This is a genomic window from Chitinophaga sp. Hz27 (assembly GCF_042263525.1).
Taxonomy (GTDB): Bacteria; Bacteroidota; Bacteroidia; order Chitinophagales; family Chitinophagaceae; genus Chitinophaga.
This window is the reverse complement of the sequence record NZ_JBHKFJ010000006.1, coordinates 524,346-537,738: the sequence shown is the minus strand read 5'-3', so window position 1 is coordinate 537,738 and position 13,393 is coordinate 524,346. Positions and strand designations below refer to the sequence as shown.

General features: G+C 47.1%; 5 protein-coding genes. All 5 read right to left on the bottom strand.

The annotated features are described in order from the left end of the window. Nucleotides 1-27: 27 nt before the first annotated feature. The 5 genes from ACE38W_RS16815 to ACE38W_RS16795 are packed head-to-tail and all read right to left on the bottom strand — an operon-like array spanning nucleotide 28 to nucleotide 13,386. Nucleotides 28-2,055 carry an AMP-binding protein gene (locus ACE38W_RS16815; RefSeq protein WP_375832414.1) on the bottom strand — a complete coding sequence of 676 codons (2,028 nt, stop codon included), beginning with the start codon at nucleotides 2,053-2,055 and terminating at the stop codon, nucleotides 28-30. 40 nt (nucleotides 2,056-2,095) lie between these two features. Then, nucleotides 2,096-2,791 carry a thioesterase II family protein gene (locus tag ACE38W_RS16810; protein ID WP_375832413.1) on the bottom strand — a complete coding sequence of 232 codons (696 nt, stop codon included), beginning with the start codon at nucleotides 2,789-2,791 and terminating at the stop codon, nucleotides 2,096-2,098. Nucleotides 2,792-2,811: 20 nt separating this feature from the next. Then, nucleotides 2,812-5,253, bottom strand: coding sequence for an outer membrane beta-barrel protein (locus ACE38W_RS16805; protein ID WP_375832412.1), 2,442 nt, complete (start codon nucleotides 5,251-5,253; stop codon nucleotides 2,812-2,814). A 39-nt stretch (nucleotides 5,254-5,292) separates the two neighbouring features. Continuing rightward, nucleotides 5,293-6,939, bottom strand: coding sequence for an MBL fold metallo-hydrolase (locus ACE38W_RS16800; protein ID WP_375832411.1), 1,647 nt, complete (start codon nucleotides 6,937-6,939; stop codon nucleotides 5,293-5,295). A 30-nt stretch (nucleotides 6,940-6,969) separates the two neighbouring features. Then, complete coding sequence (locus ACE38W_RS16795) at nucleotides 6,970-13,386, bottom strand: amino acid adenylation domain-containing protein (protein WP_375832410.1); 6,417 nt, start codon at nucleotides 13,384-13,386, stop codon at nucleotides 6,970-6,972. Between the last annotated feature and the right edge of the window lie 7 nt (nucleotides 13,387-13,393).

The following is a 13,393-nucleotide window of genomic DNA, read 5'->3' as shown; positions in this document are numbered from 1 at the left end:
AATTTTGGCTAACAATAGGGTTTAGCGTTAGAGCTGTATTTCTTCATCCTGGGGTTTTGCATCTGCTACCCAAAGCATGGTACTCACTGCATCGGCGAAGCCGCCTACGGTACCTGCCCGGAAGAGATGTGTAGCATCGAGATTGATATGCAGATCTTTGTTGACAGTATTCATTATTTCCATCGCTCGCAGCGAATCTATACCAATGGCCGCCAGTTCATCTTCTTCGTGTAGGCTGAGTTGCACATTATTCAAACGGTCGCGGAACATTTTTTCCAGGTAGGTAATGATCAGCGCCGGTGATTTATCTGCGCGCACCTGCTCCAGGAACTCCACGGAGAGCGACTCTCCGGCTGCTGGCGTCGCAGGTGTTTCAGCACCTATGCTGCGGAAGCCTCCTTCCTGGTAAAGTATACCGCACTTGTTGCGCTGTAATTTGCCGCTGGAAGTGCGTGGCAACGATAAAGGGCTTACCAGTACGATATCGGCTGGCGCCAAACCAGTGGCTTCAATCACCGCGTTCATTACCGCTGTTCGTACTTCTCCGGCAGATAAATTATTGATAAAAGATTTCCTTATTTCCATCAGCAATACCAGTTGCTCCTCTCCTTTCACTGGCACTGCTACTGCCACCACTGCATTCTGTTGTATGGCAGGATGTGCTGCTGCGCAACAGTTCTCCATATCATAAGGATAATAGTTACGACCACGGATGATCAGCATTTCTTTTTTTCTTCCTGTTACGAAGAGATGTCCGTCTGCTATAAATCCAAGATCACCAGTATGTAAATATCCGGGAATGGCGGCTGTAACCTGTTGTGGCGGCATCTTCCAATAGCCGCGTGTAACGCTGTCGCCTGCAATCAGGATCTCTCCCACTGCTTTATCACCGGTGTCAGTAGCGGGAATGATCTTCACCTCCATACCTGCGGGGATGCATCCTGAAGCTACCAGCTGTAAGGCGTTTTCGTCATCATCCGCCAATAGCTGTACGCTGCCACTGTTGAGTGCTTCGCGATCTACGCTCACGCAACGCAATGCCGGTTCCTGCTTTATGCCGGCAACAAGCAGCGTTGCCTCTGCCAGGCCATAACAGGGATAGAATGATGTTTTTTGGAATCCTGCTACTGCAAAATGTCTTGCAAAACGTGCCAGGGTATTGGCTTTCACCGGCTCGGCGCCATTGAATGCCACCCGCCATGCAGTTAGGTCCAGTGTAGCAGCATCTTCGCTGCTGATCCTGTCTACACAAAGATCAAAGGCGAAGTTTGGCCCTCCACTATGTGTCACCCGATATTTACTCAGGGCCTTCATCCACCGCCATGGCCGCTGCATGAAATGGAACGGCGACATCAGGATGCAGGTAGCGCCGAGATAAATCGTGTGGAGGATATTTCCTATCAATCCCATATCATGATAGAAAGGCAACCAGGAGAAAATGATACTCTCGCTGTTGCCGGCAAATGTTTCGGTTATCAGCTGCTGGTTATGTAACAGGTTGCCATGACTTACAACCACGCCTTTGGGTGCGCCGGTAGAACCGGAGGTATATTGAATAAAGGCTACATCGGTTGCTGGCGCTGGAGCGGCCGCCGGCGCAGAATGCTGGTGGTATATATTCGGATTGTCAGTGGCTAATATTTGCAGTTGCACATCAGGCATCCCTGTCTGCAAACCAGCCTGCACTCTGGCCACAATAGCGCTGCTGCAAAGGATTACTGCGGCGCCGGCATCCTTAATAATGTGGCATACACGTTCCATATGTCGGCTGCTTCGTGGCGGGAACATCGGCACAGCAATTACACCGGCCTCCTGACAGGCGAGGAATGCCACAATAAATGGCAGTCCTTCTGGATACAATAGCATGGCAGGATGGCCGGAAAGACCCTGTGACCGCAGCAAAGCAGCCAGCTGTTCTACCTGCGCCAGTAGGTCTCGGTAACTGCAGCACAGCTCCTGTTCTTCTCCATCTTCGAGATAACGAAAAGCATACTTGTCCGGATGCGATAAGGCATGGCGCCGTAAGTACGACGAAATATTTTTAGCTTCTTGCACGCTTGCTGATTAATGAGATGAGTGTTGATAATCGTCCGGATCAGAAGGCCTGTATCCGGCAGCACTGTTTGATAATACCTGCTACTTCACGTGGATAATCATGGATAAAGAAATGTCCGCCTGGCAGCAAAGTTGCTCCTGTAAAGGACTCTGTAAATGCGGCCCAGTTGCCGATATACTTACTGTCTTCTTCTCCCTCGCCCATGATAGCATGCAGCGGGGTATTCACCTGTTCATAACTATCTACACTGTCTTGTTCTGCCAGCGCAAAATCAGCTCTTAATATAGGTTCATAGAAATCAAACAGTTCTTCATTTACAAGAAATTCTTCTGGTACACCGCCGAGCCGCTTCAACTCTTCTTTTAGCGGCCCTCTGGTCATCAGGTGCCTTTGTCTTTTCACACGCATATCGGGTCCGGCATTGCCACTCACCACGAGGTGCTGCGCCGGACGTTTGTTCTTTTCCATCATAGCAGCGGCTTTCAGTGTTAGCAGGGCGCCCAGGCTATGTCCATATATCACATAATTTTCGGAGACCAGTTTTTCGTTTATCTGTTGTATAATATCTGCGGTAGCTTCGTCTATGTCCCACAGTAATGATTCGCCATAACGTTTGCCACGGCCAGGAAGCTCCAGCGGCGTAAAGGTTACTTCAGAAAGATAGGGCTGCAGAAACTGGAAGGAATAGCAATTCCCTCCCGCAAAGTGCAGTAAAAATAATTGCATCTTTTTCATCAATCTTGCTTTTCAGATGATCAGTTGGCGTTCCTGGAACGGCTCTTCTCTGACGCCGCCCCGTTGCCGGTTGTTACTCGCTTGAGTTTTCCACTGCCGAAACGATAAGAAAATGTAACGGCCGCTGTACGGGTATCATACCGCGAATCCGATATCTGCCGCACATTCAGCGAGTTCTGTACATACCTGTTGTGATAGTCGTTCAATGGATCGCTTATCACCAGCGACACTGCGCCACGCTTGTTGAACAACAAACGTTTTATACCAAAACTCAGGATATAACGCCCATCTGTCGTCTTGTTCAGCTCTTCAAAGCGGTATTCATAACGCCATGATAACTCCGTAGATAAAAGATCAGTGATTGGGAAAGTATTGTTCGTATCAAAGTAAAAGGACAGTAAACCAGGGCTGCTCAGGGTTACACCATTAAAGCTACCGTGGTAAGATTGCTGGTAAACATCTACTGTGGTATTGGTTTCCCACCAGGGTGTCAGCTGTTTGGAATAATTGATGATCGCATCAAAATATTGCGAATAATCATTATTATACTTCCGTAAGGTGGTAGTATTATTACTATCCGGCGCTGAAGCAAACGTCATGAAGTCGCCACTGCTATAACTATATTTCAACGTTAAAGACAATGCTTCCTTAAACGTATATGTGAGTGCCGCATTGTACGACAATACCGGCTGTAGGTCAGGGTTTCCCTGTACCCAGGTGGTAGGATTTATCTTCACCGACACTGGATTGAAGTCAGCATAGGATGGCCTGTCCGTCTTTCTGTTAAATTGAAAATTTAACAGATGGTGGTCATTGATCTTATAATTCAAAAATGCTGACGGGAACAGTTGTACATAATTACGGCGTATATGAATACCAGAAAGTTCCTGGTCTCCATTTGCCCAGGTATGTTCCGCACGTAGGCCCAGCTGTAAGCTCACTTTTTTGTAGTCTTTATTTAAATTTACATACAATGCATTGATGTTTTCTTTGTAAAGAAAACGATCATAGCGATGAGCAGACACAACACCGTTATCATCGGTGGCATCAAAGTCATTATCAGAAGTGATGTAACTCGACTTCCAGCCAGCAGCCAGGCTGGCATTCCCTTTCAGCGGTTTGGAATAATCTGCTTTGGCGCTGTAGATATGCAGTTGACCACCCTGGTCCATCAGGGTGCGCAAGTCGCTGAGGAGGCCGCCGCTGGTATCTTTCTTTGTATCAGAAAAATGCTGATGGAAATCGCTGCGATAAGTCAGATAGTCCAAATCTGCTGTAATCTCCTGCCCTGTTGTGTCTATCTGGTGCTGAAGGTGCAAACTTCCGGAATAGTTGTTTAACGCACGCTCGAACCTATTAAGGAAATCAGCCCTACTTTTTCTGATACCGGAATCATTCCATTCATCAGTACCGGAATTTCCATCGCGCTTGAAACTATTGTACAAAGCGTTGCCTGACAGCGACACAGTTGTTCTGGGAGATACATACCAGTCAACACCGCCAGCCACCGTATTATTAAGCACTGTGCTCACGGTTTTGTTATCCGAAACAAGTCTGCTGTTTAGCGTATGATTATTATCGAAGAACTCGGAGATCACCGTAGAATTCACAAAGAATTTATCGAAGCGGTAATCATCATTTACAAAGAAGTTGAATTTTTTGGTGCGATAACTGAGGTTGATGCCAGCATTGCTGCGGCCATACTGACCCAAGGTAAGGCCAGCATTTACGTTGCCGTTTACACCTTCTTTGCGGTTTTTCTTTTTCACAATATTGATGATCCCTCCTGTTCCTGCGGCATCATACTTGGCGGAGGTTTGTGGTATCAGCTCCAGCTTCTGCACATTGGATGCGCTCATGCCTTTGAGCAGGCTGGCAAGTGCTTCTGCCGATAGCTGCGTGGCCTTACCATCAACATACACTGTTACCTGGCGGCCATACATCAGCACCTGATCATCTTGTGTAACCCTTACTCCTGGCAATTTCCGGAGCATGTCCATTACGGATGAAGTAGCAGCGCTTACACTGTTCTCCAGGTTCACAACGGTTTTGTCGATCTGTGTTTCCATGAAAGGCGTTTTTGATTGTACGGTGACACCTTTCAATGTCCTGGAAGACACACTAAGCTGTAATTCGCCTGTAACAATCTCCTTTCCGGGATCGCTCATCACAATACCCGGCACAATCAGGCTGTCGTACCCGATAGCGCTGACATACAAGGAATAGTTCCCTGCTGGCACCTGTTTAAAAAAGAAGTTACCTTTTTCATCGCTCATGGTGTGTTGATAAACGACAGTATCATTTTTCAACAATACCGTTGCTGCAGGGAATGGATTTTTCTTTTCATCAGCAATACGGCCGCTGATGCTACCACTGGGCGTTTGGGCTATTGCAACCGTCAGGCAACAAAACAATAAATATGCACTGACGATAATATATCTGGATAGTTGCTTTACTCTCAAAATAGTACGCTGTTTAGGTTAATAAACGAAGGATGTCAGTTAGGCCGGTACAGCGGTAGCATCTACAGATGCACCAGCCTTTTTCTGTTCGTAATCGTATAATAATTCTTTTTCTCCAAATAAACGCTCGGTGATAATATTCCGGCGGGCACATTCTTCTACCAACATATTAGATTGCACGATAGGTTTGGAAGCCTCTGTATACTTGATACTGCTGATAAACTCCAACCACGGCTCCTGCCCCATCGCATATACATACGCTTCCTTAGGATGGAAGATATTGATCAGGTGCATGCCTTTTTCAAAGTCTGAACCAGCGAGACGCCTGGACTGGTCATTCTCACGCGAGAGTTCTTCCGTAAGCAGCGGCCCATATAGCCAGGATAATGGCGCACCTTCGCACTCCATACCCAGAAACAATACATCTACATCTCCCATGATACGCTGTACATGCTCATATATCTTCGGTTCCATTACCCGCGAATCTGCCACAAACAAGAAGCTGAACTGATCGATGGCAATATGGAAACATGCTTTGGCACGAATATTCAGATCACTATGCTCCCCGGTAAAAGGCAGGCCTGTGATCACACAATTCTCAAATTTAATGGATTCCATCTCATCTATCTCCTGTACCTGATCAAAACCGATGGCTTTGAAGGCTAACTTCAGACTTGGATCCTGAAGGAAGCCACTATTGGTGGCAGGCACAATAATATTCTTAATCTTATGACGCAGTGGCAGCAGTGTTTCCAGCACAATATGGTCCTGGTGATTATGCGTGATCAACACATAGTCTATCACATCCGGCAAATCTACATCAGAGAAATGATCTACCGTAGATTCGTAACCGTAGTAGCTGATCAGCGGATCTACCAGGATGCTGATATCTTTTGTTTCAATCAGAATGCAGGCATGCCCGAAATAGCGCATACGCGCTTTCTCGCCTTCATACTTGCGGTACCGCGGATGTTCCTTCTCTGTAAAGAAAGTCTCAAACAAAGGTCTGTCTGCTTCACTGATGCCCAGTATACCAGCTACCTCGTCGATGGAGCCTGGCGTCCTTTTCATTTTGCAGAGTGCATCGATGCCGTTGTGGTTAAACGGAATATCCAGATGAAGGATATGCGGCGCATCCAGCTGCGGCGTACTAAGACAGAAAGGGCGCTCGTCGTTATTGGTTTCCCAGAGTGCAATGCTTTGTGATTTTTTTGAATAAAACTCACTATGGTACAGCAACGATTCAAACACGCGGAAGGTCGGATTGTTGTTGAGGTCATATACCAATTCCACATAGCCTTTCAGTATCTCCGGCACTTGTTCGTATAGGCTTTCCAGTGAATATCCTTTAGGATGGCTTTTCAGGAGTTTATCCAATTCAGCGATAGCTTCACCGAAAGCCATCGCACTTGCCTGGCGGGTGATGGTAGCCTCTTTCAGCGCCTTCACTTCGTCCACACGTTTGCCGCCATAGTCCATGAAGGGGCCGCCTAACATTTTGGGATTCTTTACAGCAGCAGCATGGATCTGCGGCGCCTGAATATAGGAGTTCATAATTTTCAGATGCCTGCCAAGCAGATTCATAGCACCAGTAGCCGGAGAAATCAGATGCGTCCACGCATACCACCTGTCTACCAGGGGTTCTACAATCACATTAGGTTTGAGATAGCAACGTTCTTTATTCATGTCAATTATTATTTTATCAGAGAATGGGTATTATTTATCCAAAATGCCAGTGGCACTGGTTTGTTTCATTTTAATCTGGCTGATCATGGTATCAGGATGATATATGATCTGCCTCAATACCGCGAAGAACCGCGACAGGATGACATCAGGGGCTGCGTCCTGGAAAACGTCCCAATTGTATTTCAGTTGCACCCTGAGACAATTGGCATGTTCCATAATGGTAAGTCCGAAAGCACGCTCCATCATTGGTATCTGTTCTATCTTTCCTTCTTTTTCAAACATATCAGCTTCATATGCCGCATTGCTTAAATAAGAATAGTTATGATAATTGAGGAATCCGGTAACATGCCAGAGATCTGGTGTGATGCCTGGCAGCTCTTGTACCAGTTTCAATGTAGGATAGGCATCATGGTTCAGATCATCCAGGAAACGCAACCGCACTTCGCGCAGATAGGTTTGTAAAGAAGTATTTTCAGCTATGCTATTCCTGATGAACAGGGCGTTGGCAAAGAACCCTACAAGGTTGTCCGCCCGAAGCTGCCCATAATGTGCGTTGTTTCTACCAGAAATGGTAGCGGTAAGCGTAATATCTTTTGCTTCATTCATTTCATACAGGAAGATATTGAGTGCGGTGATCAGCAAGGCAGGATACGTGAGTCCCTGTGCTTTGATGAAACGATCCATATCCTGGAAGAAGTCATCGCTGATAACCGTTCTTATCCCTATAGCTCCTTTAATCCTGCGCAGCTCGCGCGTTTCCGGTGCAAGGGCCGGAATGGTGGATTGAAAACCATTCAGCTTATGATGCCAGTAGTCGTGATGTTCTTTTCCTTCTGGCGATTGCAGGAAAGTATGCTGCCAGGCGGAATAGTGACGGTATTGATGGTCCAGCGCAGGTAAGGTATGCACTTGTGCCGGATAGGCTGCATACAGCTGATGCAGTTCTCTATTCAGGATACCAGAAGAGTGACCATCTGTGAGTATATGATGGATGGTGAACATCACCCCATAAACACCTTTCTCAAGTTGGTATACATTGATGAAGAGATACGGTGGTGCAGCGAGATCTATCACTCGGCGGCCTTCTGCTGCGGCCACTTGTGTCCAGGCGTCTTCTGAAAGAACTCCTTCATGCATGGTGATGGTGAAATCAGTTTCTTCAGCCGGAATTATCCGTTGATAGATTTTTCCGGAAATATGTACGAAAGCGGTCCTTAATATTTCATGACGGCGGATCAGCTGATCTGCAGCCCATTTCAAGGCGGGCAACTGTAAATCCGGAATTTCGTAGCATTCTACTACCGTATCATTCCCGGTATTCCATTCGGAGAAACACAGCAGCTGATTGTAGGATGCGGGTGTGAGCTGTGGGTTAACAGTATCCTCCACATCATCATCCGTTTCTGTATTACCATGTTGCTGTGCGATCTGCATAGCAGCGGCAATGCCAGCTATTGTTCTCTCTGTGAAGATCGATTTCATGGATAACATAAAACCTGTTTTATCCATCATCTTTTTGATCATCACCATTGCCTTCAGCGAGCTACCGCCCAGCTGAAAGAAATCATCTATAACGCTTACCTGCTGCCATCCGAGCACTTCTTCCCATATCTCCGCCAGCTGACGCTCTGTATCATTGCGCGGCGCCACATAAGCCACTTTTGTATCTGCACTCAGCTCCACAGGGTCAGGTAATAATTTGCGGTCAACTTTACCGCTGGTATTGAGCGGCAGATGATCCAGCGCAACAAAATATCCCGGCACCATATATGCAGGCAAATGTGCGGCAAGCACTCTCCTGATTTCTTCACTGATATTGGCGATGGCAGTAGTAGAAGCTACATAGTAAGCAACCAGGTTGTTATTGTCGTCTTTATCCTTCAACACAACCACCGTAGCTTCTTTAATAAAATGTATACCTGATAATATCTCTTCAATCTCACCCAGCTCTATACGATAACCATTTACTTTCACCTGGTTATCGGCACGACCTATAAATTCCATCTGGCCTGAAGGCAGCCAGCGGCCAAGGTCACCGGTTCTGTACAGGCGTGCATCTGCATGGAAAGGATCTGGCACAAAGCGTTCGGCGGTGAGCGCAGGATTATTCCAATATCCGCGGGCAAGGCCTCTCCCACCAACAAATATTTCACCTGCCACACCTATCGGCACTGGCAGCCGGTACTGATCAAAAATATAAACCACCGTATTGGCGATCGGTTGTCCGATAGGCACAGGATTACCTTCCGCCAATATGCCAGGACGATGACGATACATCGTAGCGCAAATACTTGTTTCCGTAGGCCCGTAAGCGTTATAATAGGTTCCAGTCTGCGCAAATTCATCTGCTTTGCTACGGATAGCTGCTTCCCCTGCGGTAATCAGACAACCCAGTGAGTTGATGGCGTTTACATCCATCAAACGCAGACAGGCTGGCGGTAATGTGGCGATATCAATGTGATGATCACGGATATATTTTTCCAGTAGGGAAATATTTTTCTTGTCGCCCTCCGGAATGATATGCAGTGTGGCTCCTGCGGCAAGGATGATAAACGTTTCTGACACAGAGGCATCAAAAGAAAAAGATGCAAACTGTAAGCCATTCATATGTTCCTTGATCACAAGTTCATCACGCTGGGCAATGATGGTATTCACGATACCTTTATGTTCCACCATTACGCCTTTTGGCTTGCCGGTAGAACCGGAAGTATAGATCACATAGGCCAGGTCCTGCGGCTGTGGCGCTGCTGCGGGAGGCGTTGCCAAATTATCTAATATATCTAACTGCACATCTATCGCAAACATATCTCCGGTATAATAATCCAGCGCCATGAGATAATCCATCTGCGTGATAAGCATTTTTATACCAGTATCCTGGAAGATATAAGATTTTCTATCTGGCGGCAGCTCCGGATCAATCGGCACATAAGCGCGGCCAGCCTTCAGCACCGCCAGTATAGCGATGATCATGTTGGCAGATCTGTCCAGCATGATACCTACCAGCTGGTCTTTCCCTGCAGGGATATTCTCCTGGAGGTAGTTGGCCAAACGATTAGCTTGCTCCTCCAGTTCACGGTAGGAAAGCTTTGTGCCACCATATACCACGGCTGTGTTTTCCGGAAATTTCGTGGCCTGATCTTCAAACAGTTTACAAAGTGTAAGCTGCTCCTCTACAGCGGTGGCGGAGTCATTGAAAGCTACCAGCAGCTGTTGCTTTTCTGCTGTATTAATATATTCCAGGCCGCCCACAGCTGCCTCAGGACTAGCCACTATGGCTTCCAGCAGCTGTTCCAGATGTTGTAGTATACGCTGTGCAGTGGATTGGTCAAACAAGTCTCTGTTATATTCCACCGCCATTCCCAGTTGTCCTTCTATATTTACAAAAACGAACAAGAGATCGGAGCGGCTGATTTTGCGTTCAAGGCCTTCATAGTGAGAGATGCGTACATCGTCGATATTAGCTGTCTGCAAGGTTTTTCGCGTAGCGGTGTTCTGTAGGGTAACGCCTACATCATAGAGCACATTCCGGCTATCGTCATGTTTGATGTGCAGCTCATCTACCAATGTATCAAATGGATACGACTGATGTTCAAAGGCGCCGAGTATTACTTCTTTCACATGGTCCAGCAGTGTAGTAAATGATTCTCTGCCGCTGAAGCGCGTTCTCAGCACCAGCGTATTCACATAAAACCCTACCTGATCTTCGAGATCGAGGTGTTCTCTTCCTGCTTCTGGCGTGCCTATGAGAATATCTTCGCTGCCGGTATATTTATGCAGCAATGCGTTTACAGCTGCCAGCAATCCCATAAACAGCGTGCTGGAATGAGTGGCGCAAAGCTGCTCTAATCCTTTGTATACGGATGTTTTAAGCGTGGTGCTGATCTTACCACCATTAAACGTTTGTACTGCTGGTCGTGGGTGATCTAGCCGAAGGTCAAGCACGGGCAGCTCTCCTCCCAGTTGTGTCAGCCAATATTGCCGGCTTGCATTCAGTGTATCACCGAAGAGATGCGATTGCTGCCATACTGTAAAATCTTTATACTGTAATTGTAATGCGAGCAGGTTGTCAGGAGCGCCGGCAGCATGCACCTTATAGCGTTTCAGCAATTCGTTGATGAGGATATCCATGGACCAGTCATCACAAACAATATGATGAATATAATAGGCAAATACCCATTTCTGTTCAGACATTCTGAAGAGCAACGCTCTTAACAGCAACCCATGAGTAAGATCAAAGGCGGTGCCGCTATTAGCTTGCAGTGCGGCTTTCAACCTTTCGTCGGCATCAGCATTTTCGCGCAGGTCATGATGTTGTATTACTGCCGGTATGGATGCAGGTGATAAGATGAACTGCCTTACTTCACCTTGTGCTGTTTCTCTGAAGACGGTGCGCAGACTTTCATGGCGGTTCACCAGGTCTTGAAAGGCCAGCTCCAATGCGGGTATATTTAATGCGCCTTCGAAAACATATACGCCAGACATATTATAGGCAACACTACTCACTTCAAACTGGCTAAGCATCCAGAGGCGGCGCTGTGCAGACGATAGAGGGTAATGCTCCGCTTCAGGTGCCGGCGGTATCTGCTGATATGTTTTGCCAAGGCCGGTGCTGATCAACGCTGCCTGCGCTGCAAGTGTAGGCTTTGTAAATATATCCGCCACTTTGAGGTGTACGCCAAAAGCCTTGTAGATGCGGGATACCAGCTGCACTACACGAAGTGAATGGCCACCGATGCTGAAGAAAGAAACATTTCTTCCTATGTTCTCCAATCCCAACACTTCCTGCCAGCAAGCAGCCAATGCCTCCTCTATTTCGCCTTCCGGCGCCTGATAACTTGCTTCTCCCATCATCGTTGCTGCTGGTGAAGGCAAAGCTTTCTTATCGATCTTTCCATTCAAGTTCAGTGGAAATTCAGGGAGCCATATAAACCAGGAAGGGATCAGCTGCGGATTCAACAACTTTTGCAGGGCATCTCTAAAATCCTCTACAGCTGTTTGTTTTCCAGTATAGTAGGCAATGAGGGCAGTGAGGTTATCTTCTGTGCGATAATCAGTTACCACCACGCCGGTTATATTTTCTACCGCGCGTATCGCCTTCTCTACTTCGAGCAATTCTACACGGATACCATTAATTTTCACCTGGCTGTCAATGCGGCCCAGGACTTCTATTATACCGTCTGGTAGCCAGCGACCAAGATCACCGGTTTTGTATACGATATCTTTTGTCTGCTGCTGTAGTGGGTTCTGTACGAAATACTGCGCAGTTAGCGCTTCGTTACGATAATAGCCTTTTGTAGCAAAAGGTGTTTTTATATAGATTTCGCCTGTTTCGCCGGGCTGACATAAGCGCCCGTCTTTGACAATGGCAACAATGGTATTACTGATTGGTACGCCCACTGGCAATGGCTGCGCGGGATTGTTTCCTACATCTCCGATGCGATAAAAGGTTTTCACCATCGTCGTTTCCGTAGGGCCATAAAGGTTTATCAAAGTAGTTTGATCACCTGCCACACTGCGCCAGTGGAGGATGTCTTTTGCAAACAACAGTTCGCCTGCCATTAGTATGTATTGCAAATTTCCGAGATCATATCTTGTATCCGGTGTTTGCAGCCATTCTTTTGTGAGTACACGGAATAGTGAAGGTACACAGTGCATCAAGGTAATCCTTGAAGATTCCAGCCACCGTAACAGGCCAGCAGGGTCGTTCTTCACGGATGCAGCAGGAATACACAAGGTGGCGCCTGTAGACAATGCTACGAAGATATCACGCAGAGAGGCATCGAAAGTGGCCTGTGTCAGCTGGCTGATACGGGCATCGGCAGTAACTGCAAATTCTCCTATCTCCCAATGAATGAAGTGACTCAGGCTGACATGCGCCCCTGCAATGGCTTTAGCGTCGCCGGTAGAACCGGAAGTATAAAAAATATAGTTGGTATCGTGGCCATTGACAACAATCCCAGGATCATTCCGCCAGCTGGCCGTTTCAGCCACTGGCAAGGGTTGTAATGCACCCTTATTGCAATGATACATCAGCAACTGATCGTCCGGCTGTATTACTACAAGATGGGGTATGTCTACTTCAAGAGTTGCTGTGATCTCCAATAAGAACTCAAGCCACTGGGCGGAAACGATAGTCACTCCCTCAAATGTTCCATCAAAGATCTGTCGCAGTCTTTTTTCAGAGAAGGCAATATCCATTGGCAGGTAGATACCTCCGCTCTTGAAAACCGCGATCATGGAGGCTACCAGCTCAATAGAAGATGGCGCTACTACGTTTACAATTTGACCGCTTTTACAACCGATGCTTTGCAGCAAGCCGGCGATCCTGTTGGAGAGCGCATTCAGCGCCTCATAGGTAATGTGGCGGTCAGCAGTTTCTATCGCTATACGGGAAGGGGATTTCCCGGCAATATCTTCGAATAGGTAATGAATTACTTTCTTGTCCATGGACACT